Genomic DNA, 23,941 nt, shown 5'->3' on the forward strand with positions numbered 1-23,941 from the left:
CTGACCCCGAGGGCGGCTCTGAGCCTGACGCCTCCTTGGTTAACTTACAAACGGCGCCAAACCTCGATTTATCGGATTTACCCGCTGCAGTCGCGCATAAAGTACGCGGATCTTGAGAAGGCTGGGCGGGACTTGCAGACCCTGCTATCGGTAATGCCCACAAAGTGGAGATCATAAAACTAGCGACAAAAAAGCTGGCCGTCTTGCGTCGCCGAGAATGCATCTTACTGAACCGGCTCTATCTTGGCAGCCTTCCATCCGACCTCCGATTCATACGTTGCCCAGAACGTGAAGGGCAATGTAAATTCGGGTATCTCGCCAACCTCCTCGTTGGGCGAGCCGTCTGCATTATATGCGGCACCGAAGCTTTGGTTGAAAGTGAATACGGCATCTACAGTGCCGTCCGAAGATTCACTCATCGGAGTATAGAAATCGCTAATTGTTACGTCGCCACCAAACTGCCAACCGTCGTTCGCGTTCGTGGCCTGAGCTAGTCTAATCGTGTCCGAACAGTACTGACACTCGCCAAGAGATGCGGATTCAACTAGTCGATAATCGCCTGTCATATATGCGTAATTGTGAGCCTCGAACCAATAGTTAACGAAGGCCTCGTAGCCTTCCGCCGTGAACTCCTTGGCCTCCTCCGGCATGACCGGGGGCTCGATGTTCTCCGCCGGCGACGTCGATGTGGCCGGCTTGGGCGTCGGCGGCGCTGTGGTCTCGGGGGCCGCCGAGGAGGTCGGCGCGGCTCCGCTCGAATCCGGCGTCGTACCCCCGCCATCGGAGCAACCGCTCAGCACGAGCGCCGCGGACACCGCCGCGATGCCCAGGACGCCAGACCCCTTGAACCGCATAGAACTACCCCTCGTGATGTGCTTCACTCCCCCAGCGTCTCTCGAGCCTAACGTTTCCGGCGTCCGAGTACCGAGTTGTCCACAGGGCATGACGGAACCTCGCGGACACAGGAGGGGCGCCGGAGCCTGGCCCCGACGCCCCTCCACACCGCTGGCGGACTACGACGCCCAGACGACGTTCCACGCCCCCAGCGCCATCGCAGCGGACACCGCGACGACGCCCAGCAGCAGGCCGCCGAGCACCACGACGGCGTCCCGACCCGTGAAGACGGAGTCGTGCGCCCAGGTCCGCTCCGGCCCACCGAAGCCCTTCGCCTCCATGCTGACCGCCAGCCTCGAGGCGCGCCGGATCGCCTGGACGATGAGCCCGAAGGCCTGCCCGCCGTTCGCTTTCATCCGCTGCCACGGACTTCCGTTGGAGCCGACGCCGCGGGCGCGACGGGCCATGCCGAGCACCTGCCACTCCTCGGCCAGAAGCCCCACGAGCCGCATTGCCGCGAGGGCTCCGAGCACGAACCGGTGCGGCAGCCGGGCCTTCTGCGCCAGCCCCGTCGCGAGATCCGTCGGGTCGGTGCTCGCCACGATCAGCACGGCCGGCAGGGCGACGGCGAAGATGCGCAGCCCCGTCGCCAGACCGCCCGTCACCGAGCCGGTCGAGATGCTGTACCAGCCCGCCTCGAACAGGATCTCGCCGGTCTTCTCGCCGACGAGAGCCGTCCCCCACGCGGCGAAGACCGCCGCGATCATCAGGGGCCAGGTCCTCCGCAGGAAGTCGACGATCCGGACCCCGCTCAGCGGCAGCATCGCGAGTGTCGCCGCGACGACGATGCCGGCGCTCACGAAGTCCATCGACACCACCAGGGGAATCGTGACGCAGGCCAGGGCGACGAGTTTCGCGAGCGGGTTCGCCCGCCCCAGGTAACTCGTCGAGGCACGGGCGCTGGGTTCGAGGCTCAGCCGGCCTGGCCCCCGGTTTCCGGCCGGCGCTGCAGTACCCGGGTGCTCGGCGAGATCGCGGACATCGACCTGCTCGGCCCCGATGGCCGCAGCGAAGTGCTCGTCGTGCGTCACGGCGACGATCACGGTCCCGGCCCGCCGCTCCGCCAGCATCAGCTCGGCCAGCTCGCGCCACGTGTTGGCGTCCTGGCCGAACGTCGGCTCGTCCAGCACCAGCACCCGCGGCCGCGTCGCGAGCACGGCCGCCACGGACAGGCGCCGCTTCTCGCCGCCGGACAGCGTGAACGGATTCGCGTCGGCCAGCTCGGCCAGCCGGAGCCGCTCCAGCAGCCGGTCGGTCCGGTCGGCGATCTCCTCCTCGGAGAACAGCGGCTCGCCGCCGTCGTCGCGCGCATGCCGCTGCCCGTACTCGAGCTCCTCGCGCACCGTCGCGGTGACGAACTGGTGCTCGGGCTCCTGGAAGACGGAGCCGATCCGGCTCACCAGGTCCGCCGCCCGCCACCTGTACGGGCGCCGCGGCAGGCGGCCCGACGCCGTCGTGTACGCGTACTCACCGCCGAACTCCGGCAGCAGCCCACCGAGGGTCAGGGCCAGGGTGGACTTCCCGGCGCCGTTCGGTCCCGTCACGCAGAGCGCGCGCCCCGCGGTCAGGTCCAGGTCGACGCCGGCCAGCGTCGGCGCGTCGCCCCGCTTGGCCGACCCGCGCCCCACTGCCAGCCCGCGCGCCATCGCGACGCACGGAGCCGGGGCGGGCGAGGCAGTCCGGTCGGCCTCTCCGCCGGCGGGGCCACCGGCGGTCCCACGCGCCGCGGCGACCGCGTCGACCGACACCTCGGGAACGAAACCCGGGACCCACACGCCGGCGGCGATGAGCCGCTCCCGCGTCTCCCCGGGTGCGAAGAGCTGCTCCGGCGTCCCTGACGCGATCACTCCGCCGGACGGCTCGAGGACCAGCACCCGGTCCACGTGGGGCGCCCAGGCGGCGAGCCGGTGCTCGACAATGAACGCCGTCGCCCCCGTCCGCTCCAGGACGCGTACGACGGCGTCGCGCACCTCCTCGACACCGTCCGGGTCGAGGTTGGCCGTCGGCTCGTCGAGGAGCAGGAGCGACGGCCGCATCGCCAGGATCCCGGCGAGCGCCAGGCGCTGCTTCTGCCCACCCGAGAGCGAGCTGGTCGGGTGGTCGAGCGGCAGGCCGCCCAGCCCGACGGCGTCGAGCGCCTGACGCACGCGCGGCCAGATCTCCTCGCGCGGCACCGCGAGGTTCTCGGCACCGAACGCGACGTCGTCGCCGACCTTGGACTGGACCACCTGGGTCTCGGGGTCCTGCTGCATGAGGCCGGTCGTCACGCGTTCAGCCCCGGCGCCGACGAGCAGGCTCCCGGTCGACTCGGCCTCGTCGTCGTCCGCAGGGAGCACCCCCGCCAGCGCGTGGAGGAGCGTCGACTTCCCTGCCCCGGACGGCCCGACGAGCAGGACGCGCTCGCCCGGGGCAATCCGGAAGTCCACGCCGGCCAGCGCGGGCTTCTCCCGGCCGGCATGCCGCCAGCCCCAGCCGGACGCGACGACCTCGGCGCCGGCCGTCGTGGCCTCGGCGGTCGAGCCCGCCGGCCGGGGTGCAGTCCCCCCGGCCGGGTCCCCGTGCCGTGCACCCGCAGTCCTCGTCTCTGGACCTGTCACTTCCGCACTCATCGCTGCCGCCCGCCTAGCCGGCGACCGGTTCCTGCGCGGCCCGCCGCGAGGCCAGCGAGGACAGCGCCCCGGTCCGCGCGATGGCGCGCGTCGCGACCCAGGACACCAGCCCGGCGATCACGACGCCGGAGACGATCGCGAAGCCCATGTAGGCGAACTTCATCGGCAGCGTGTACATGGGGAACCAGTTCACGATGAACAGCTCGTTGAACGTCCCGAAGAGGGCCATGCCGCCACCGGCGACCATGGCGGCCGGGAGGCCCCACCGGCGGTAGCGCAGGGACGCGAACACGACCTCGGCGCCGAGCCCCTGGACCAGCCCGGACATCAGGACGGTCAGGCCCCACTGGGAGCCCATGAACGCGGAGACGATCGCCGCCAGGAGCTCGCAGTACAGGGCGGCGCCGGGCTTGCGGATGATGAGCGCGCCGAGCACGCCGGGGAACAGCCACATCCCCATCACGAGGCCCGACGACGGCGGGAAGGCCACCCACAGGAAGTCCAGTCCCGCGTAGGACATGTTCCAGGCCCAGAAGATCACGCCGGAGACGACCGCGATGACGGACGCGACCACGATGTCGACGACCCGCCACGCGCGCTGGGGCGCCTTGGCCGTCGACGGGGCTGCAGGATTGATCGGTGTTGCCATGTTTTCCTCCTTGAGGTCAAGGAGGGGAGGGTGCTGCTGGGCACCCCAAGAGCTCGACTCCCTTCGCCGGTACTAGCCGGAGCAGGTTCGAGGGTCTGCGTCGGTGCGCACTCTCAGCGTCCTGCCGTCGGCCGGTCTCCCGGCGCTCGACGACGGCGAACGCTCCCCTGTCGTATCTGGTGAGGCCAAGTTTAGCGCCGCGTTATGCTGAGTTGGTAATCGCAAGGCCGCCAGCAACAGACACGGGAGTCGCCCGCATGAAACTGATCCTGAAAGCCCTCGGCGCGTTGGTGTCCGTCGCCGCCGGCATCGCCGGTTCCAAACTGCTGGACGGCCTCTGGCGGAAGGCCACGGGCCAGCCCGCGCCGCGCCCGGGCGACAAGGAGGCCGTGGCGGAGGCGTCGCTGCGTCAGGCGCTCGGTTTCGCGATCGCCTCCTCGGTGGTCACCGCGGTGATCCAGGTCCTCACCAAGCGCGGCACCGACGGTGCCATCGCCTACCTGCGCCGCACCGCCGACGAGGTCTGAGCCGCTCGCGACGAACCACTCCCGGGGCGCCACGCCGCGGCACCCCTGGGGGACGACTCACTACTACGTCTGCCCGGGCTCCCGCGCGGGTGGACCGCTGGCGCGCCCGCGTTCCCGCTCGGCGGACTGCTCGACGACGGCGCCGAGGTCGTCGTTGACGAGCATCGCGCGCCGGAGGTGCTTGGTGCGGTAGCCGGCCCGCCCAACCATGTGGGCGCTGACCGGCGCCGTGACCAGCTGCAGCAGCCAGGCCAGAACCAGCACGGGAACGGCGCTCCAGGAGCCGATCTGGAGGGCGACGGCGCCCAGGAGCAGCAGCAGGCCCAGGACCTGCGGCTTGGTCGCCGCGTGCATGCGGGACATCAGATCGGGGAAGCGGAGCATGCCCACGGCGGCCGTCAGTGACATGAGGGATCCGACGACGAGGAAGACCGCCGTCGTCACGTCGCGCAGGGTGGCCCAGAGGCCGGGATCGGGCATCACGTGTTCCTCCGGTCCGTCACGTAGCGCGAGATGGTCACCGTGCCGATGAAGCCGACCACGCAGGCGACGACCACGAAGGCCATGTGGTTCAGGTGGTGGTTCACGGCCATGTCGACGCAGAGCGCCGCCATGATGATCGCCAGCAGCACGTCCATGGCGATGGCTCGCTCGAGAATGGACGGTCCGCGCATCAGCCGGACGATCACCAGCACGGCGGCCAGACTCAGCAGGGTCCCGGCGATCCAGGCCGCGGTCGTCAGTATCATGCCTCGTCCTTCCGTCCCGGTCCGCCCTGCCCTGGATCGCCCCGTCCTGGATCGCCCCGTTCTGGATCGCCCCGTCCTGGATCGCCCCGTTCTGGATCGCCCCGTCCCGACGACTGCCCGGAGGCGCGGGACTCGGCCCGGCCCGCCCGGGGCCGGTCGGCCGCGAGCACCGGCTGGACGGGCGGCTCGGCCCGTCCGGCGTCCTCGTCGCGGACGCGCTGGACCTCCTCCGGGGTCCCGATGATGCGGATGATCAGCTTCTCCGTGTCCAGGACGTGCCGGCGGAACCGCTCGGCGCTGTCCGGTCCGCTCTGGTTGAGCACGTGCATGTACAGCGTCCCGGTCCCGCGGTCCACTTCGACGACGAACGAGCCCGGGATCAGCGTCATCGTGTGGCCCGTGGCGGTCATCATCAGGTCCTCGCGGGCCCGCAGCTGCACGGCGACGACGGCGCTGCGCACGCGCGGTCCATAGCGGAGGGACCACCAGAGCACCTGGAAGCTGGCCACCGTCACCTCGCCCACGAACCGGACGATGAACACGAGGGCCCACCACACGTTGAACCGCCCCGTCAGCTTCACCGGCGGGAGGCGGAAGAGCGAGACGATCCCCATCGAGATCACCAATCCGAAGATCAGGTTCCCGGCCGAGTAGTCCTGCCAGAGCGCACCCCAGACCAGCATCATGCCGACCAGGAGCGGGAGCTCGACGACGAAGCGCCGCCGACGCTGCCGGGCCCGCGCGCGGAGGTGGCGCCAGCGGCGGCCGGCGGACCGGCTGTCTGCAGTGCTCATCGCCCACCCCCTGCGTCCTGCGCGGCGGGGCTCTCGCCGCTCCGGTGGTCGGCGCCCGGAGCGTCGACGTCACCCGCGCCGGCACTGGGCTCCTGCTCCTGCTCCTGCTCCTGCTCGGGCTCGCCGTCGATGTTGCCCTCGACGACGCCGACCCGGGGCTCGCCGTCGTACGCCCCCTCGCCGAGGACCGCCTCGATGTAGGGCTTCCGCTCGAACATGCTGGTCGCGGCGCGGTCGCTGAACTCGAAGAGCGGCCCGGCGAAGACGGTCAGCGCCACGCCGAGGATCACGAGGCCGGACGTGGCGCCGACCATCATGCGCGGTACGGCGCGGCCGTGCTCCGCGGTCGCAGGTCGCACCGTGGGGCCGGCCGGTTCGGCCGCGGCACCGACCGACGCCTCCGCGTCGGCGTGCACCGCGGCGAGGCTGCGCAGCAGGACGGGCTCGGGGTCCTCGGCATCGGACGCCTTGCGCCAGAACGCCCGGTTCCATACGCGCGCCACCGCCAGGAGGGTGAGCAGCGACGTCAGGACGGCGCCGGTCAGCAGCACCCAGACCAGCGGGGTGCCCAGGTCGATGCCGCCCTGCATCAGCCCCAGCTTCCCCAGGAACCCGGAGAACGGCGGGATCCCGGCGAGGTTCATCGCCGGGATGAAGAACAGGACCGCGAGCACCGGGGACAGCTTGGCCAGCGAGCCCAGCCGGTCCACGTTGGACGTGCCGGCGCGGCGCTCGATCAGGCCGGTGACCAGGAACAGCGACGTCTGGACGATGATGTGGTGGGCCACGTAGTACACGGTCGCCCCGAGCGCGACGACGTTGCCCACCGCCAGCCCGAACACCATGTAGCCGATGTGGCTGGTCAGCGTGAAGGAGAGCATACGTTTGATCTCCTGCTGCGCCACGGCGCCGAGGATCCCGACCAGCATCGTCAGCAGGGCCACGACCATGAGCAGGGAGTTGATCCGGTCGCCCGGGAACAGCAGCGTCTCCGTGCGCACCATCGCGTAGACGCCGACCTTGGTCAGCAGGCCCGCGAACACCGCCGTCACGGGCGCCGGCGCCGTCGGATAGGAGTCGGGCAGCCAGAAGGACAGCGGGAAGACGGCGGCCTTGATGCCGAACGCCACGAGGAGCATGAGGTGCAGGATCATCTGCAGGCCGGGCTCCAGGTCCTCCAGCTTCAGGCCGAGGTCCGCCATGTTCACCGTGCCGGTCGCCGCGTAGACCAGTCCGATGGCGATGAGGAACAGGATCGAGGACACCACGGAGACGACGACGTAGGTGATGCCCGCGCGGATGCGCGGCGCGGTACCGCCGAGGGTGAGCAGGACGTACGACGCCGTCAGGAGGATCTCGAAGCCGACGTACAGGTTGAAGAGGTCCCCGGCGAGGAACGCGTTGGAGACGCCGGCGACCAGGATCAGGTAGGTGGGGTGGAAGATCGAGATCGGCCCGTCCCCGTCGCCGTCGACCATGCCCTGCGCCGTGGCGTAGAGGAGGACGGCCAGGCTGACCGCCGTGGACACCACGAGCATCAGCGACGAGAACTCGTCCACCACCATCGTGATGCCGAACGGCGCATGCCAGTCCCCGAGGAACACCGCCTGGGCGCCGTTGCGCCAGGCGTTGACCATCATCGACGTCTCGAGCACGAGCGTCAGGCACAGGGTTCCGATGGTGACCGTGCGCTGGGCGCGGCTGCGGCGGCGGAGCACGAAGGCCAGGGCCGCGCCGAGGATCGGCAGTGCGACGGCGAGCGGCGCGACGCTGGTGATCAGCTCGAGGACCTCGTTCACGATCCGTCACCCCGCTCCGGGTCGCTGGTGCGCCCGCCGCCGGCGCGGCCGGGCCGGGACCCGGCCGTCGGCGGCAGCTCGGGGTCGCTCGTCTCGGGGACGAACTCCGTGGTCTCGGCCGCGATGACGGCGTCCTCCTCCGGGTCGAAGTGGTGCTGCTCGGCGACGCGGAGGTCCTCGGGGTCGTCCACGACCTCGTCGCGCCGGGCGATCACCCAGGAGCGGTAGATCAGCGCCAGCATGAACGCGGTGATCGCGAACGTGATGACGATCGCCGTCAGGATGAGGGCCTGCGGCAGCGGGTCGGCGTAGTCGCCGGCCGCGATCTCCTCGTCGTAGAGCGGGGCGAGGCCCGCCGGACCGCCGGCGATCACGATGAGCAGATTGACGCCGTTGGCCGTCAGCAGCACCCCGAGCAGGACGCGCGTGAGGCTGCGCTCGAGCAGCAGGTAGACGCCGGCCGCGAAGAAGACGCCCATGACCACGAGCAGGAGCACGTTGATGGACGGCGTGTCGCCGGTCCCGGCGGCCACCGAGGCGGTCACGGACAGGCCGGTCTGAGCGGCATCACTGGCGGTTGCGGGGATCATCGCGGGTCGTCCTCCGTCCGCGCGCCGGCGGCGCTCTCGTGGATCATCCGGTCCCCCGGGGCGAGGTCGTCGCCGGGCGGCGCATCGTCCCGGGTGCCGTCGCCCCCGGTCCCGCCACGGGCGTCGCGGTCGTGCTGCCAGGACTCGCCGTCGTCGTGCCGCTCGGTGATCCCGCGGCCCTCGGAGAGCTCGTCGATCTCCGAGCCGAGGCTGCGGAGCACATCGAGGGCGAGCCCGACGACGACGAGGTAGACGCCGACGTCGAACACCGTGGACGTGACGAACTTGTGCTCCCCGAAGATCGGGAGCGTGAACTCCAGGGCGAACGACTCGAAGAGGTTCCCGCTGACCAGGAACGGCACCATGACGCTGCCGGCCGACACCGCGAGTCCGAGGCCGAGCAGGGTGCCCGGACTGATCGGGGTCGCCTCGGCGAGCTCGTAGCGGCCGCCGGCCAGGTAGCGGATCGAGAACGCGAGCCCGGCGAGGAGGCCGCCGGCGAAGCCGCCGCCGGGCAGGTTGTGCCCGGCCAGCAGCAGGTACACGGACGCGAGCAGCAGCGTGTGGAAGAGCAGCCGGGTGACGACCTCGAACACGATCGACCGGCGCTCCGGCGCGAGGGTCCGGCCGGCGACGAGCCAGGCCTCCCGGTCCGTCCGGGCGAAGTGGCGGGCGATCGCGAGGGCGGCGGTGCGGCGCGACGAGTGGATGTGCTCGGACCCGCGGTCCACCGTGCCGGACTCGATGTCCTGGAGCGACTTCCCGCCGTCGCCACGGCCGCGCACGAAGATGAGGCTGGCGACGCCGGTCGCGGCAGCGGCCAGCACCGTGATCTCACCGAACGTGTCCCACGCGCGGATGTCCACCAGGATCACGTTCACGATGTTCGCGCCCGCGCCGTCGACGTAGGCCAGGTCCGGGAGCGCCAGGGAGATCGGCTCGACGACGCGACCGGCGAGGGCCGCGACGGTCGCCGAGACCATCGCGAGCGCGAAGCCGATGGCGAGCAGCGCCCGCAGGATCCGGTGCCCGGACGGGGACGAGGACCACAGCTCCACGGGCAGGGAGCGCAGCGCGAGCACCATGGCGATCAGGACGATCGTCTCCACCAGCAGCTGGGTGAGGGCGAGGTCGGGCGCGCCGTGGAGCGCGAAGATGATGGCCATGCCGTAGCCGGTCACGGCCACCATGAGGACGGCCAGGAAACGACGGTGGGCGCGCACCGCCAGCAGGGTGCCGGCGATCATCGTCAGGCCGATGACCAGCTGGGTCGGAGACTCGAAGGCCAGCGTGTGCAAGGGCACCGGCTGGTCCAGCAGGATCACGGCCGCGGCCGGGGTCGCCGCGCCGACGACGATGATGACCATCAGGTAGAACTGCAGCGAGCCGCGCTGGGTGCGGCCGGTGACCCAGACCGCGAGGGTGTCGATCCCGCCGACCACGTGGCGGTAGACGCTCTCCGCCTCCACCAGCGGGTAGACCGCGTCCTGGGCACGCGCGACGGCACCGCGAAACAGGAACATCAGGGTCCCGGCCACCACCACGAGCGCCGAGAGCCCGAGAGCGGGCGTGAGGCCGTGCCACAGGGCCAGGTGCGCCGGGTGCTCGGCGGTCCCGAAGAGATCGGCGTACGGCTGGGCGAGGTGCTCCAGCGGACCCGGGACGAACGCGAACACCACCGTGGCGGCGGCCAGGACGGCCGGCGCCGCGAGGAACAGCCACGGGATGGGCGCGAAGTCCGTGGGCTCCAGACCCTTCTTGGCGGCGAAGGCGCCCCACACAAAGCGTGCGCTGTAGGCGAACGTGAGGACGGAGCCGAGCACCACCCCGACGACGATCCACGCGCCCATGGAGAGCCCGAGCGCCGTGCCGGCGAACGCCGTCGTACCGCTCCCGGCACCGCCGAGCTCGAGCGCCGCGCCGAGCACGGACTCCTTGGCGACGAAGCCGTACAGGGGCGGGAGCCCGGCCATGGAGGCCGCGCTGACGAGCGCGACGACGAAGAGCTTGGGCGCGCGGCGGCCCAGCCCGGAGAGCTCGCGCACGTCGCGTGTACCGGCCTGGTGGTCGATGATGCCGACCACCAGGAAGAGGGCGGCCTTGAAGAATCCGTGCGCGAGCGTCATCGCCAGGGCCGCGAGGGCGGCATTGGGGGTCCCGAGGGAGCCGACGAGGATGAGGAACCCGAGCTGGGAGACCGTCCCGTAGGCGAGGATCAGCTTGATGTCGGTCTGGCGCAGGGCCCGCCACCCGCCGACGACCAGGGTGGCCAGTCCCAGGACCACCAGCACGGGGTGCCAGAACGCGGTGCCGCTGAAGCCGGGGGCCAGCAGCGCGATGAGGTAGACGCCCGCCTTGACCATGGCGGCAGCGTGCAGATAGGCGGAGACGGGCGTCGGCGCGGCCATGGCGCCGGGGAGCCAGAAGTGGAACGGCACCAGGGCGGACTTCGAGAGGGCGCCGACCAGGATGAGCAGGATCGCGAGGTCGATGGCGGTGCCGGAGAGGTGCTCGGCGCCGGCGATCGCGTCGGCCATGATCTCCGAGATCCGGTAGGTCCCGGCGTGCTCGCCCAGCAGGATCAGCCCGAGCAGCATGGTCAGGCCGCCGAAGGTGGTGACCAGCAGGGCCTGCAGCGCGGCCCGGCGGGCGGCGATGCGATGGCGGGAGTAGCCGATCAGCAGGTAGGACAGGACCGTGGTCATCTCCCAGAAGACGAACAGCAGGATCAGGTCGTCGGCGAGGACCAGACCGAACATGGCGCCGGCGAACGCGGTCAGCTGGGCGCCGAACGGGCCGATGTCCGAGTCGTCGCCCTTGAAATAGCGGGCGCAGTAGAAGAGGACCAGCGCGCCGATGCCCAGGATCAGCAGGCACAGCACGGCGGCCAGCGCGTCCAGCCGGAACGCCAGCTCCAGCCTGAGGGACGGCACCCAGTGGAGGACGTACGACGGCGGGGCATCCGGTGCGCCGTTCAAGGCGCTCTGATCCGCCCGCATGACGGTCGGGAGCTGGGTCAGGAGCCAGACGAAGCCGGCTGCCGGCGCGAGGGCCAGGAGGTAGAACGAGGCCCGGCCGAGCCGGGCGAACAGCAGGGGTGCGACGAGGGCGGCGCCGAAGAGAATCAGCATCGTCACGAGCACCGCACCACACTCCTCTCAGTCCGAATTACCCTACCGGATCGCCCTTCCCGGTCGGTCAGGGGATGACTCGGATCACGCCGCCGCGGACGTCCTCCGCAGGTCGTGCCCGCATCGGTCGGACCTGTATCCGCGGTCAGGCCAGGCGGCATATGATCGCGATCATGAGAGCACCCCGGCGCGCCGACGATCCGACTCCCGCTGCCGGCCGGGGGCCCGGCCACGGTCCTGTCCCGAGGGCGGCCCCCGGTGCGGGGCCGGGAGAGCCGTACGGGCCCGCGGCCACGCCCCGGGCGTCCGCGCCGCGGAGGTCGCAGGTGCTCGCGTGGGCCTCCTGGGACTGGGGCTCGGCCGCGATCAACGCCGTGATGACCACCTTCGTCTTCACCGTGTACCTGGTCAGCGAGCAGTTCGGCGACACGGACGCCAACTCGGCGGCCCTCAGCACCGCGCTCGCGATCGCCGGCTTCGCGATCGCCGTGCTCGCGCCGGTCACCGGCCAGCGTTCGGACGCCGGCGGCCGGCGCCGACTCTGGCTGGGCGTGAACTCGGGTCTGGTCGCGGTGACCACCGCGGCCTGCTTCTTCGTCTACCCGTCGCCCGACTTCCTGTTGCTGGGGGTCTCGCTCATCGCGCTGACCAGCATCTTCGCCGAGTTCGCCACGGTGAACTACTACGCGATGCTGCCCCAGATCTCGACGCCGGAGACGATCGGCCGGGTCTCCGGCTTCGGCTGGGGCATGGGTTACCTGGGTGGCATCCTGGCCCTCGCGCTCGTGCTCTTCGGCTTCGTGCAGCCCGTGGTCGACTGGCCGGGAGCGGCGACGGACGACGCGCTGAACCTCCGCCTCGTCGCCGTCTTCTCGGCGGTCTGGTTCCTCGTCTTCGCGCTTCCGGTCCTCTTCGCGGTCCCGGAAATCGAACGGCAGCGGGTGCAGCGCGTCTGCATCCTCACGAGCTACCGCCAGCTCGGCCAGCACATCCTGCGTCTCTACCGGGACAGCCGGCACACGCTCTACTTCCTGCTCGCCTCGGCCGTGTTCCGCGACGGGCTCGCCGCGGTCTTCACGTTCGGCGGCATCATCGCCGGGGGGACCTTCGGGTTCGCGACGTCGGACGTGATCGTGTTCGCGATCGCCGGCAACGTGGTGGCCGCCGTGGGCGCCATGGTCGGCGGCCGGCTCGACGACCGCTTCGGACCGAAGTCGGTCATCGTCGGGTCGTTGATCGGCCTGGTCGTCGCCGCGCTCGGCGTCTTCCTCTCACCGGACTCGCGCGGGTTCTGGGTCTTCGGCCTGCTGCTGTGCCTCTTCGTGGGACCGGCCCAGGCCTCGTCCCGGGCCTACATCGCCCGGCTGGCCGCCCCGGGCCGGGAGGGCGAGATCTTCGGCCTCTACGCCACCACGGGGCGCGCGGTGAGCTTCCTGGCCCCCGCCATGTTCACATTCGCCATCGTCCTGGCGACGCCGCACGTCGCCTCTGGGGAGGCGCAGCGGTACGGGATCCTCGGCATCCTGCTGGTGCTGCTCCTCGGGCTCGCGCTCCTGCTGCCCGTCCGGCGCCCGGAGGACGTCGTCCGTATCTGACCCGCCGTCTCCGACCCGCCGGTTCGGCCCCGCGGAGCAAGCCGATCCCCGGTGCCGGCGGCGGGGCCGGCGAACCCGCACCGGAGCAGTGCGGTCGGTGCCGTCGTTGCGGTCGGTCGCTCTGGACCGGGAGGGTCAGTTCGCGAGCCGGGTGCGATGGTAGTTGAGGTGGCTGCGCGACGCCGTCGGGCCGCGCTGGCCCTGGTACCGATTGCCGTACTCGCCGGACCCGTACGGGTGCTCGGCGGGCGAGGTGAGCCGGAAGAAGCACAGTTGCCCGATCTTCGAGCCGGGCCAGAGCTTGATCGGCAACGTCGCCATGTTGGAGAGCTCGAGCGTGACGTGGCCGTTGAACCCCGGGTCGATGAACCCGGCCGTCGAGTGCGTCAGCAGGCCCAGCCGTCCGAGCGAGGACTTGCCCTCGAGACGGGCCGCGACGTCGTCGGGCAGCGTGACCCGCTCGTAGGTGGCCCCGAGGACGAACTCGCCGGGGTGCAGGATGAACGGCTCCTCGGGATCCACCTCCACGAGCCGCGTCAGCTCCGGCTGGTCGACGGCGGGGTCGATGTGCGCGTACTTGTGGTTGTCGAAGAGACGGAAGAAGCGGTCGAGCCGGACGTCCACGCTGGAGGGCTGGACCATCGAGAGGTCCAGCGGGTCCAGGCCGATGCGTTCGGCGTCGAGTTCGGCACGGATGTCGCGATCGGAGAGCAGCACCCGTACAAAATAGCGCACTGCCGGCCCGGGCCCGAGTTCCACACGTCACCGTTCCGCACGCCGCGACCGCTCGTGTGGTCCGGGCCCTAGGTGCGCGGGCGGGGCGTCCATTACGCTGGAGCCCAGTATGCAACAGAAGAGCCAGAACCGCGCCCGCCCGCGCGGCCGCGAGCGGTGCGCCGCCGCAGCCGCGCTGACGCTGGCGTGCGCGCTCCTGGCCGCTCCCGCCGCGCACGCCGCGCACGCGACGTCGGGCCCCGCCCAGGCGCCGAGCATCGAGGAGACCTCGGCGGCCGACTCGGTCGCGGTCCTGGTCAACCCGGAGCGTCCGCTGGACCCGATCGACTACGTGCCGGAGGACCTCGTCGACGTCGACGGGTCGGGGGCGGAGCTGGTCTCCCCCGCGGCCGACGCCGCCGAGGAGCTTCTCGCGGCGGCGCGGCAGGCCGGGCACGACCTCGTGGCCGAGAGCGGCTACCGGTCCTACGACCGCCAGTCGGAGCTCTACCGCGGCTACGTGGCGCAGTACGGCGCCTCCTACGCCGAGCGGATCTCCGCCAAGCCCGGCACGAGCGAGCACCAGCTCGGCCTCGCCGTCGACGTCGGCCTGGCCTCCGGGCAGTGCTCGCTGCACCGCTGCTTCGGCGACACCGCGGCCGGGGCATGGGTTGCGGAGCACGCCGAGGAGTTCGGCTTCGTCCTGCGCTACCCCGACGGCCACAGCGAGACGACCGGCTACGCCTACGAGCCGTGGCACCTGCGCTACCTCGGCCCCGAGGTCACGGCCGACTTCGCGGCGTCGAACGCCGAGACCTACGAGGAGTACGTGGCGGCGCTGGAGACCGCGGCCGACGTCGTCTCCGAGCCCCTGCCGTCCTTCCTGCCGCCGGAGCCGGGCACCACGGACGACGCCGACCCGGAGCTCGAGCGGGTGCGGCAGGACCTGTCCTGGCTGCCGCACTGGCTCGCGGAGGGTCCGGCCCGCCGCTGAGCCCGATCCGGCCCGCCGTCGGACCGGCCCGGGCCGCTCGAGGCGCGGCGCGCCGTGGTCAGGCGCCGACCTCGGTGCGGACCGCGTAGAGCTCCGGGAAGAACGTCAGCTCGAGCGCCTTCTGCAGGAAGCCCACACCGGATGAGCCGCCCGTGCCGCGCTTGAAGCCGATGGTGCGCTCGACCGTCTTGAGGTGCCGGAAGCGCCAGAGCTGGAAGTTCTCCTCGAGGTCCACGAGCTCCTCGCACGCCTCGTAGAGGTCCCAGTGCTCGGCGGCGTTCTCGTAGACCTCCTTGTAGACCTGCACGAGCTCCGGCGAGAACACGTGCGCCCGGGTGACGTCGCGCTCGAGCAGTTCGGTCGGCACGGCGAAGCCGCGCCGGGCCAGCAGCCGGATGAACTCGTCGTAGACGCTCGGCGCGGCCAGCGTCTCGCGGAGCATCTCCTGCGCCGCCGGCTCCGCCTCGAAGACCTTGACCATGTCCGCGTTCTTGTTGCCGAGCGCGAACTCGACCGCCCGGTACTGGAACGACTGGAACCCGCTCGAGGAGCCCAGGGCGCCGCGGAACTCCGCGTACTCGCTGGGGGTGAGCGTCGCGAGCACGCTCCACTGCTCCGTCAGGGTCCGCTGGATGTGCTTGACCCGGGCGATGTGCTTGAGCGCGAACCGCAGGTCGTCCTCGCGCAGCCGCTGCTGGATGGCCCGCAGCTCGTGGAGCATGAGCTTGAGCCAGAGCTCCGACGTCTGGTGCTGGATGATGAACAGCAGCTCGTCGTGGTGCTCCGGCCGGCTGACCGGGTGCTGCGAGGCCAGCAGGGTGTCCAGCCCCAGGTAGGAGCCGTAGCTCATCTTGTCGCTGAAGTCCGTCTCGATCTCGGACTCCAGCGCTCGGGTGTTCCTGTCAACGGTCATGATTCGTCCTCTCCCGCCACCACGCTGTAGCGGGGACGGTTACTTGGCGCGCACCGGGATGCCGGTGAACGTGGGCTTCATGGTCTCGGCGAAGAAGTCGTTGCCCTTGTCATCCACCACGATAAACGCCGGGAAGTCCTCGACCTCGATCCGCCAGACGGCCTCCATGCCGAGCTCCTCGTACTCGAGCACCTCCACCTTCTTGATGCAGTCCTGCGCGAGCCGGGCGGCGGGACCGCCGATGGAGCCGAGGTAGAACCCGCCGTGGGCGTTGCACGCCTCGGTGACCTGCCGGGAGCGGTTGCCCTTGGCCAGCATGACCAGGGAGCCGCCCGCCGCCTGGAACTGGTCGACGTAGGAGTCCATGCGCCCCGCCGTCGTGGGCCCGAACGAGCCCGAGGCCAGCCCCTCGGGAGTCTTCGCCGGACCCGCGTAGTAGACGGGGTGGTCCTTCAGGTACTGGGGCATCTCCTCACCGGCGTCCAGGCGCTCCTTGATCTTGGCGTGCGCGATGTCGCGGGCGACCACCAGCGGCCCCGTCAGCGAGAGCCGGGCCTTCACGGGGTGCCTGGTCAGCTCGGCCAGGATCCGGTCCATCGGCTGGTTCAGGTCGATCTTGACCACGGAGCTGCCGCCGGTGCCCGTGACCCCGTCGGTCTCGTCGTCGTGCGCGGCGACCGCCGGGTGGGCGGCGTCCGGCATGAACCGGGCCGGGTCGGTCTCCAGCTGCTCCACGAAGACGCCCTCGGGGGTGATCTTGGCCAGCATCTGGCGGTCGGCGGAGCAGGACACCGCGATGGCCACCGGCAGCGAGGCGCCATGGCGAGGCAGCCGGACCACGCGCACGTCGTGGCAGAAGTACTTGCCGCCGAACTGGGCGCCGATGCCGAAGTTCCGGGTCAGCTCCAGCACCTTCTCCTCGAGCTCGACGTCGCGGAAGCCGCGGCCGGTCATCGCGCCCTCGGTGGGGAGCGTGTCGAGGTACTTCGCGGAGCCGTACTTCGCGGTCTTCAGGGCGAACTCGGCGCTGGTGCCGCCGATGACGATCGACAGGTGGTACGGCGGGCAGGCGGCCGTGCCGAGCGAGCGCAGCTTCTCGTCCAGGAACTTCAGCATGGCGTTCTCGTTGAGGATCGCCTTGGTCTCCTGGTAGAGGAAGGACTTGTTGGCCGAGCCGCCTCCCTTGGCCATGAAGAGGAACTTGTACTGCTCCTCGTGGCCGGGCGCCGTGTCGGCATAGATCTCGACCTGCGCCGGCAGGTTGGTGCCGGTCTGCTTCTCCTCCCAGGTCGTCAACGGGGCGAGCTGGGAGTAGCGCAGGTTCAGCTGCGTGTAGGCGTCGTAGATGCCCCGGGAGAGGTCCTTCTCGTCCGGACCGGCGGTGATGACGTTCTGGCCGCGCTTGCCCATGACGATCGCGGTGCCGGTGTCCTGGCACATCGGCAGCACGCCGCCGGCGGCGATGTTGGCGTTCTTCAGCAGGTCCAGCGCCACGAACTTGTCGTTCGGGCTCGCCTCCTCGTCGTCGAGGATGTTGCGCAGCTGCTGCAGGTGGGCGGGGCGGAGATAGTGGGAGATGTCGTGCAGCGCGGTGCGGGCGAGCAGCTGCAGCGCCTCCGGGGCGATCTCCAGGTACCGGCGCCCGCCGGGGCCCTCCACGGTGCTGACGCCCTCGGTGGCGATCAGACGGTAGGGGGTCTCGTCCGCGCCGATCGGCAGCAGGTCCTCGTACTGGAAATCAGTCATCGTGCATCCTTGCAGAGCTCTCAGGTGGTGGCCGCACCACGATGGGCGCGGGTACCACCTTATTCGCTCCGGCACCGGCGCCACGAACCCCGGCGAGGGGTGCGACGCCGTCACACGGGCCGCGCGGACGGGCACGACGGCGTCGCACGGGTTGCGTTCGAGGGTCCGCCGTGGTCGGGTGGAGACATGACTGAGACCCCCCAGCCGCAAGATCCGCAGCCGACCGAGCAGGACGCCAGCCAGCAGGAGGCGAACCAGCAGCAGCCCGGCGCGGCCGGCGCGGAGTTCGACCCGTCGGAGCCGCAGAGCCACCTCGAGGCCACGCTCCTGGCCGGCCAGCAGGATCCTGAGAAGGCGGGAGAGGTCATCGCGACCTTCCTGAACTCCGAGATCTTCTTCCTCAGCCGCGAGGAGGTCACGGAGGAGACCGGCGACGTCTCGCCCCTGATCCTCCAGAACCCGGACGGCGAGCCGCGCGTCGCGCTCTTCAGCCACCTCGGACGCGTCCCCGAGCAGTACCTCTCCGAGGCGCCGTACGGGGTCCGCGTCACGGGCGCCGCCGTCGTGCAGAACCTCAACGGCGCCGGGCTGGTCTTGAACCCGGGCCACCAGATCGGCTTCGACATCCCCGCCGAGGGCGTCGAGGCGATCCGCAGCGACTTCCGCCCGGTCGAGGTGGACGAGAACGGGCAGCCGAGCCAGCCGGAGGCCTGACCTCCCAGCCCCGCCGCGCGCGGGGCCCTGACTCCACGGGGCCGGGTTGACTAGAGTGGACGGGTGAACGACGCCCCGTCCCCGTCAGCCCGGCCCCGCTACGTCCCGGGCATCAAGTACATCCTGATGCTCGGTGCGCTCGCCGCGCTCCCGGCCGTCACGACGGACATGTACCTGCCGTCGCTGCCGGCGGTGGCCGAGGACCTCGATGCGAGCCGTGCGGCCGTCCAGTTCACGCTCTCCGCGCTGCTGCTCGGCGGCGGCGTGGGCCAGCTGGTGATCGGTCCGTTCTCCGACCGTTTCGGCCGCCGGCTACCCCTGCTCATCGGGATCTCCCTGCACACGGTGCTGTCGATCCTCTGCTCGATCGCGCCGGACATCGGCACGCTGATCGGGCTGCGCGTCCTCCAGGGGTTCTTCAACGCGGCCGCCGCCGTCGTCGCGATCGCCGTGATCCGCGACCGGTTCGTGGGGTCCGACGCCGCGCGGCTCCTCTCACGCCTGATGCTCGTCATCGGCGTCGCACCGCTCTTCGCCCCGACGATCGGTCAGATCATCGCGGGGACCTGGCACTGGCGCGCCGTCTTCTACGCGCTGGCCCTGATCGGCGTGATCCTGGTGGCCATCGTCTGGAAGTGGATGCCGGAGACCCTGCCGGCCACGGTCCGCCGTTCGCGCCCGCGGGCCGGCGTGGCCCGGACGTACTGGCACCTGCTGCGGGACGGCCAGTTCATGGCGCTGGCCGTGATCCCCGGTCTCGGACTCGGCGTCATCATGAGCTATGTGGTCGGCTCGCCCTTCGTCTTCCAGGAGGGGTACGGGTTGAGCGAGGGCCAGTTCGCCCTGCTGTTCGCGTTCAACGGGTGCGCCCTCGTCGCCTCCGCCCAGCTCAACGCCTCGCTGGTGCGCAGGACGTCGCCGGCGCGGATCCTCCGGGTCGCCGTGCTCGCCCAGCTCGTCGTCGCCGTCGCACTGTTCGCGGTCCTGGCCACTGGATTCGGCGGCCTTCCGGGCGTGATCGCCTGCCTCTGGCTGGTGCTCGGGACCCAGGGCATGATCCCCGCGAACGCCTCGGTGCTCGCGCTGAACAACTACGGGCACATGGCCGGCACCGCGGCGGCCGTCATCGGCGCCCTGCAGTCCGGCATCGCCGGTCTCATCAGCCCGGTGGTCGGGCTGCTCGGCGGCGACGCCGTCGCGATGGGCACGGTCATGGTCGCCATCGTGGCGGTCACGGTGCTGGTGCTCGCGACCGGGACGCCGGCCTACCGGCGGAACGGGTGGATGTCCCTGGGGCACGAGCCGGCACCGGACGCCGCGCCGGAATCGGCGTAGCGGCGCTCCGGCCCGAGAGCTGGTAGGCTGTTCCACGGCTCGCCCAGGCTTCTACTGGGCGGGCTGCGCGGGTGTAGCTCAATGGTAGAGCGCCAGCTTCCCAAGCTGGACACGCGGGTTCGATTCCCGTCACCCGCTCTTTTCATGCCCTCGGAGGGCTGTGCGCAACCTCTCTTCGGTGCGGGCCGGGGTGCGGGCGTAGACTGGATCCGTCATGAGGCGCACAATGTTCAAGTCCAAGATCCACCGTGCAACGGTCACGCATGCGGACCTGCACTACGTCGGATCCGTCACCGTCGATTCCGACCTCCTCGATGCCGCGGACATCCTCCCCGGCGAGCTGGTCGCGATCGTCGACGTCACGAACGGTGCCCGCCTGGAGACCTACACGATCGCCGGCGAGCGCGGCAGCGGTGTCATCGGCATCAACGGCGCGGCCGCGCACCTGGTGCACCCCGGCGACACCGTGATCCTCATCAGCTACGCGGAGATGGAGACGGCCGAGGCGCGCGAGTACGTGCCGGCGATCGTCCACGTCGACGCCGACAACCGCATGATCGAGCTGGGGCACGACCCGGCGGAGGCCCTCGGCGACGATGTCTCCCGGCCGCCCCTCTCGCTGGCCGACCTCGGCCGCTCCCGCTAGCCGTTGACGGGCGTCCTGTCCGGGTTCGCCGTCGTCTGGACGGTGATCCTGGTGGGCTACGCCGTCGGACGGACCGGGGTCCTGGGGCCGCAGGCCCGCTACGTCCTGAACCGGCTCACGTTCTTCGTGGCCAGCCCGGCCCTCCTGTTCACCACGCTCGCGGACTCCGAGCCCACGACGGTGCTCGGTCCCCCGCTCTGGGTCGCCTCCATCTCGGCCTCGCTCGTCGCAGTCGCCTATTTCCTGCTGACCCGCTGGTGGCTGCGGCGCGACGCACCCGAGGCGATCATGGGCGCGATGAGCGCCTCGACCGTCAATTCGGCCAACCTGGGGCTGCCGATCGCGATCTACGTCCTCGACGACATCACCCAGGCCGCCCCGATCATCCTCTTCCAGCTGGCCCTGTTCAGCCCGGTCTTCCTGGCCCTGCTCGACACGACGACGACGCGCCGCCGGACCACCCCGTTCGCGATGGCGTTCCAGACGCTGCGCAACCCCATGATCATCGGCTCGCTGCTCGGTCTACTCTTCGCGCTGCTCGACTGGGAGCTTCCGCAGCAGCTGGCCGACCCGGTCGAGATCATCGCCGGGGCGTCGATCCCGGCCATGCTGATCGCGTTCGGCATCTCCCTGGTGGGCAACCGTCCGCTCTCCCGGGCCGCCGGCCGGCGCACCGACACGATCGCCGCAACGGTCCTCAAGCTGCTCGTCCACCCCGTGCTGGCCTGGCTCCTGGGCTTCCTCGTCTTCGGGCTCGAGGGCGAGCAGCTCTTCGCCGTCGTCGTCATGGCCGCGCTCCCGACGGCGCAGAACGTCTACGTCACGGCGTCCCGCTATGAGGCCGGAGTGACGCTGGCGAAGGACACGGTCCTACTGACGACCATCGCCGCCATTCCGGCGATGATGCTGGTGCCCCTGCTCCTGCACTGACAGCAGCACTGCCCGCTGCACTGCCCGCGGCACCGGCGCTGGCCCGGGCCCCGACCTCCGCCACGCGAATGCACTGCGAGTGCAACGACGACGCATGGCGGAACATAGGCTCTGGAATATCCGCGACCGGATCTACGCTGGAGGCTACAGACGAGGTGAGGCCCCACGGCCTCGCCGCCTCCCCTGCTCGCCTCCATCGCCTCGGCCGACGAACCCGTCGGCCACAGCCCCGCCGAAGGAACGCACATGACTCGCTCCCTCCCCTCGACCCCGCTCAAACGCCGCGCTCTGGGCCTCGCCGCCGTCTCCGCGGCCGCCCTGGCGCTCGCAGCCTGCGGCGGAGACACCTCTGAGCCGGCCACCGGCTCCTCGGCGCCCGCCGCAGACGGCGTCACCCTGGAAGAGGTGCAGGAGTCCGGCGTGCTGACCGTCGGCACGGAGGGCACCTACCGGCCGTTCTCCTACCATGCGGAGGGCAGCGGCGAACTGACGGGGTACGACGTCGAGGTCGCCCAGGCCGTCGGCGAGAAGCTCGGCGTGGAGGTCGAGTTCGCGGAGACGCAGTGGGACGCGATGTTCGCCGGACTCAACGCCGGGCGCTTCGACACGGTCGCCAACCAGGTGACCATCACCGAGGAGCGCCAGGCCGAGTACCTCTTCAGCGATCCGTACACCGTCAGCCGCGGCGTCATCGTCACGCTCGCCGACGACGCGTCGATCGACGGTTTCGACGATCTCGAGGGCAAGCGCACGGCCCAGTCGCGCTCGAGCAACTGGTACCAGCTCGCGGTCGACTCCGGCGCCGAGGTGGAGCCCGTCGAGGGCTGGGCCCAGTCCGTGACCCTCCTCGAGCAGGGCCGCGTCGACGCCACGATCAACGACGAGCTGACGGTCCTGGACTACCAGAAGACCGAGGACAACCAGAACATCCAGATCGCCGCCGAGACGGAGGAGACCTCCCAGGTCGCCTTCGCGTTCCCGAAGGGCTCCGAGACGATCGTCGAGGCCGTGAACGCTGCCCTGGCCGAACTGGCCGCCGATGGGACGCTCGCCGAGATCTCCACCGAGTACTTCGGCGAGGACGTCTCCCAGTAGCCCCACCGACAGGCAGGAGTCGTCCATGGGTTTCGACTGGACCCTCTTCTTCGAGTCCCTCGGGCCGATCGCGCTCGCGGGGCTGCGCGGCACCGTCCCGCTGGCGTTGTCCAGCTTCGCGCTGGGGCTGGCTCTCGCCGTCGTCGTCGCCCTCATGCGCATCAGCCGCAGCAAGGTGCTCTCGGGGGTGGCGCGCGTCTACGTCTCGGCGATCCGGGGCACTCCCCTGTTGGTGCAGTTGTTCGTGATCTTCTACGGGCTGCCCTCGGTGGGCGTGACGCTGGACCCCTGGCCGAGCGCGATCATCGCGTTCTCGCTCAACGTCGGGGGCTACGCAGCCGAGGTCGTCCGCGCCGCGATCCTCTCCGTGCCGAAGGGCCAGTGGGAAGCCGGGTACACCGTCGGCATGTCCAGGACGCTCACCCTGCGCCGACTGATCCTCCCGCAGGCCGCCCGCGTCTCGGTGCCGCCCCTGTCCAACACGTTCATCTCCTTGGTGAAGGACACCTCGCTGGCCTCGCTCATCCTGGTCAGCGAAGCGTTCAAGGAGGCGCAGAACATCGCTGCCTTCAGCCAGAAGTTCATGGTCGTCTACCTCGCGGCGGCCCTGGTCTACTGGGTGTTCTGCACCGTCCTGTCCGCCGGCCAAAACCAACTCGAGAAGAGGCTGGACCGCTATGTCGCCCACTGACGCACCCCTCGGGGACCCCGCCGGCCACCAGCCCGAGCATCATGCGGGCCACCACGCAGCGGGGGCCGGAGCGCCGTTGCTGGCGGTGACCGGTCTGCAGAAGTCGTTCGGGGACCACCAGGTCCTGCGGTCGATCGACCTGTCGGTCGCACCAGGCGAGGTGCTGGCCCTCATCGGCCCCTCGGGGTCCGGGAAGACGACGGCGCTGAGGTGCCTCAACGGCCTGGAGCAGCCCGACGCCGGACGCGTCGAGTTCGACGGCGGTCCCGCCGTCGACTTCTCGCCCGCCACCCCGCGGCGCGAGCGGGACAGCCTGCGCCGACGCAGCGCGATGGTGTTCCAGCAGCACAACCTGTTCCCCCACATGACCGTGCTGCAGAACGTGATCGAGGGCCCCGTGCAGGTCCAGAAGCGGTCCCGGACCGAGGCGGTCTCCGACGCCACGCGCCTGCTCGAGCGCGTCGGTCTCGGCGGCAAGCACGACGCCTACCCGCACGAACTGTCCGGCGGGCAGCAGCAGCGGGTGGGGATCGTCCGCGCCCTGGCCCTCAAGCCCTCGCTGCTGCTCTTCGACGAGCCGACGTCGGCTCTGGACCCCGAACTGGTCGGGGACGTCCTCTCCGTCATCAAGGAACTGGCGCAGGAGGGCTGGACCATGGTGCTGGTGACGCACGAGCTGGCCTTCGCGCGGGAGGTAGCGGACGAGGTCGTCTTCATGGACGGAGGCGTCGTCGTCGAGCGCGGGCATCCGGACCAAGTTCTGCGGGCGCCGCGCGAGGAGCGCACGCGCCGGTTCGTCCACCGGCTGCTGAACCCGTTCTGAGGG

The 23,941-nt window shown here is 70.6% G+C and carries 22 protein-coding genes, 1 tRNA gene and 1 riboswitch; of the genes, 11 read left to right on the forward strand and 12 right to left on the reverse strand.

Annotation, left to right across the window (positions count from 1 at the left end; genetic code table 11):
• Positions 1-224: 224 nt before the first annotated feature.
• The 3 genes from RIN46_RS10370 to RIN46_RS10380 form a co-directional block, all read right to left on the reverse strand.
• A complete protein-coding gene (locus RIN46_RS10370; RefSeq protein WP_309080943.1) occupies positions 225-881 on the reverse strand; it encodes a DUF6318 family protein in 657 nt (218 codons plus the stop codon).
• 132 nt (positions 882-1,013) lie between these two features.
• Positions 1,014-3,491 carry an ATP-binding cassette domain-containing protein gene (locus RIN46_RS10375; RefSeq protein WP_309080942.1) on the reverse strand — a complete coding sequence of 826 codons (2,478 nt, stop codon included), beginning with the start codon at positions 3,489-3,491 and terminating at the stop codon, positions 1,014-1,016.
• A gap of 25 nt (positions 3,492-3,516) precedes the next feature.
• The gene (locus RIN46_RS10380) at positions 3,517-4,152 is read right to left on the reverse strand and encodes an ECF transporter S component (protein ID WP_309080941.1); all 636 of its coding nucleotides are present in this window, start codon (positions 4,150-4,152) and stop codon (positions 3,517-3,519) included.
• Positions 4,153-4,193: 41 nt separating this feature from the next.
• Positions 4,194-4,331, reverse strand: a riboswitch (TPP riboswitch).
• Positions 4,332-4,409: 78 nt separating this feature from the next.
• On the opposite strand from RIN46_RS10380, the gene RIN46_RS10385 reads away from it, so the two are divergent.
• Positions 4,410-4,679: a DUF4235 domain-containing protein gene (locus RIN46_RS10385; protein WP_309080940.1), complete on the forward strand. Its 270-nt coding sequence runs from the start codon at positions 4,410-4,412 to the stop codon at positions 4,677-4,679.
• A gap of 63 nt (positions 4,680-4,742) precedes the next feature.
• On the opposite strand, the gene mnhG is transcribed toward RIN46_RS10385, so the two are convergent.
• Genes mnhG through RIN46_RS10415 form a run of 6 tightly spaced genes read right to left on the reverse strand, consistent with a single transcriptional unit; the run spans position 4,743 to position 11,754 of the window.
• Entirely contained in the window at positions 4,743-5,159 is a 417-nt protein-coding gene (mnhG, locus tag RIN46_RS10390) for a monovalent cation/H(+) antiporter subunit G (RefSeq protein WP_309080939.1), read from the reverse strand.
• Positions 5,159-5,428: a monovalent cation/H+ antiporter complex subunit F gene (locus RIN46_RS10395; RefSeq protein ID WP_309080938.1), complete on the reverse strand. Its 270-nt coding sequence runs from the start codon at positions 5,426-5,428 to the stop codon at positions 5,159-5,161. Before RIN46_RS10395 ends, mnhG begins: the two co-directional genes overlap by 1 nt.
• The gene (locus tag RIN46_RS10400; RefSeq protein WP_309080937.1) at positions 5,425-6,222 is read right to left on the reverse strand and encodes a Na+/H+ antiporter subunit E; all 798 of its coding nucleotides are present in this window, start codon (positions 6,220-6,222) and stop codon (positions 5,425-5,427) included. Before RIN46_RS10400 ends, RIN46_RS10395 begins: the two co-directional genes overlap by 4 nt.
• Positions 6,219-8,021, reverse strand: coding sequence for a Na+/H+ antiporter subunit D (locus tag RIN46_RS10405; RefSeq protein ID WP_375141863.1), 1,803 nt, complete (start codon positions 8,019-8,021; stop codon positions 6,219-6,221). The genes RIN46_RS10400 and RIN46_RS10405 overlap by 4 nt, the downstream gene beginning before the upstream one ends.
• Positions 8,018-8,611: a Na(+)/H(+) antiporter subunit C gene (locus RIN46_RS10410; protein ID WP_309080936.1), complete on the reverse strand. Its 594-nt coding sequence runs from the start codon at positions 8,609-8,611 to the stop codon at positions 8,018-8,020. The genes RIN46_RS10405 and RIN46_RS10410 overlap by 4 nt, the downstream gene beginning before the upstream one ends.
• Positions 8,608-11,754 carry a Na+/H+ antiporter subunit A gene (locus RIN46_RS10415; RefSeq protein ID WP_309080935.1) on the reverse strand — a complete coding sequence of 1,049 codons (3,147 nt, stop codon included), beginning with the start codon at positions 11,752-11,754 and terminating at the stop codon, positions 8,608-8,610. Before RIN46_RS10415 ends, RIN46_RS10410 begins: the two co-directional genes overlap by 4 nt.
• Before the next feature lie 161 nt (positions 11,755-11,915).
• Between RIN46_RS10415 and RIN46_RS10420 the strand changes: the two genes are divergently transcribed.
• Positions 11,916-13,337, forward strand: a complete 1,422-nt coding sequence (locus RIN46_RS10420) for an MFS transporter (RefSeq protein ID WP_309080934.1) — start codon at positions 11,916-11,918, stop codon at positions 13,335-13,337.
• A 135-nt stretch (positions 13,338-13,472) separates the two neighbouring features.
• Here RIN46_RS10420 and dcd read toward each other — a convergent pair whose 3' ends face one another.
• A complete protein-coding gene (gene dcd, locus RIN46_RS10425) occupies positions 13,473-14,054 on the reverse strand; it encodes a dCTP deaminase (protein ID WP_309080933.1) in 582 nt (193 codons plus the stop codon).
• 127 nt (positions 14,055-14,181) lie between these two features.
• Between dcd and RIN46_RS10430 the strand changes: the two genes are divergently transcribed.
• A complete protein-coding gene (locus RIN46_RS10430; protein ID WP_309080932.1) occupies positions 14,182-15,045 on the forward strand; it encodes a M15 family metallopeptidase in 864 nt (287 codons plus the stop codon).
• A 58-nt stretch (positions 15,046-15,103) separates the two neighbouring features.
• Here RIN46_RS10430 and kynA read toward each other — a convergent pair whose 3' ends face one another.
• Both kynA and RIN46_RS10440 read right to left on the reverse strand, forming a co-directional pair.
• Complete coding sequence (kynA, locus tag RIN46_RS10435; RefSeq protein ID WP_309080931.1) at positions 15,104-15,958, reverse strand: tryptophan 2,3-dioxygenase; 855 nt, start codon at positions 15,956-15,958, stop codon at positions 15,104-15,106.
• Positions 15,959-15,997: 39 nt separating this feature from the next.
• Positions 15,998-17,704: a fumarate hydratase gene (locus tag RIN46_RS10440; protein ID WP_309080930.1), complete on the reverse strand. Its 1,707-nt coding sequence runs from the start codon at positions 17,702-17,704 to the stop codon at positions 15,998-16,000.
• Between the two features lie 186 nt (positions 17,705-17,890).
• Here RIN46_RS10440 and RIN46_RS10445 point away from each other — a divergent pair, with 186 nt between their 5' ends.
• The 8 genes from RIN46_RS10445 to RIN46_RS10480 all read left to right on the forward strand — a co-directional run bounded on the left by RIN46_RS10445 (position 17,891) and on the right by RIN46_RS10480 (position 23,938).
• Entirely contained in the window at positions 17,891-18,418 is a 528-nt protein-coding gene (locus tag RIN46_RS10445) for an SseB family protein (RefSeq protein WP_309080929.1), read from the forward strand.
• Positions 18,419-18,481: 63 nt separating this feature from the next.
• Positions 18,482-19,753, forward strand: coding sequence for a multidrug effflux MFS transporter (locus tag RIN46_RS10450; protein ID WP_309080928.1), 1,272 nt, complete (start codon positions 18,482-18,484; stop codon positions 19,751-19,753).
• Between the two features lie 67 nt (positions 19,754-19,820).
• Positions 19,821-19,891 (forward strand) — tRNA-Gly (locus RIN46_RS10455).
• A 76-nt stretch (positions 19,892-19,967) separates the two neighbouring features.
• Positions 19,968-20,399 carry an aspartate 1-decarboxylase gene (gene panD / locus RIN46_RS10460; protein WP_309080927.1) on the forward strand — a complete coding sequence of 144 codons (432 nt, stop codon included), beginning with the start codon at positions 19,968-19,970 and terminating at the stop codon, positions 20,397-20,399.
• 3 nt (positions 20,400-20,402) lie between these two features.
• Complete coding sequence (locus tag RIN46_RS10465; protein ID WP_309080926.1) at positions 20,403-21,329, forward strand: AEC family transporter; 927 nt, start codon at positions 20,403-20,405, stop codon at positions 21,327-21,329.
• A 246-nt stretch (positions 21,330-21,575) separates the two neighbouring features.
• Positions 21,576-22,424: an amino acid ABC transporter substrate-binding protein gene (locus tag RIN46_RS10470; RefSeq protein WP_309080925.1), complete on the forward strand. Its 849-nt coding sequence runs from the start codon at positions 21,576-21,578 to the stop codon at positions 22,422-22,424.
• A 25-nt stretch (positions 22,425-22,449) separates the two neighbouring features.
• Positions 22,450-23,115, forward strand: coding sequence for an amino acid ABC transporter permease (locus RIN46_RS10475; protein WP_309080924.1), 666 nt, complete (start codon positions 22,450-22,452; stop codon positions 23,113-23,115).
• Positions 23,102-23,938, forward strand: a complete 837-nt coding sequence (locus tag RIN46_RS10480; protein WP_309080923.1) for an amino acid ABC transporter ATP-binding protein — start codon at positions 23,102-23,104, stop codon at positions 23,936-23,938. Before RIN46_RS10475 ends, RIN46_RS10480 begins: the two co-directional genes overlap by 14 nt.
• Positions 23,939-23,941 lie beyond the last annotated feature (3 nt).

Origin of the sequence: Zhihengliuella sp. (assembly GCF_031178195.1) — a bacterium.
In the GTDB taxonomy this organism is placed as follows: domain Bacteria; phylum Actinomycetota; class Actinomycetes; order Actinomycetales; family Micrococcaceae; genus Zhihengliuella.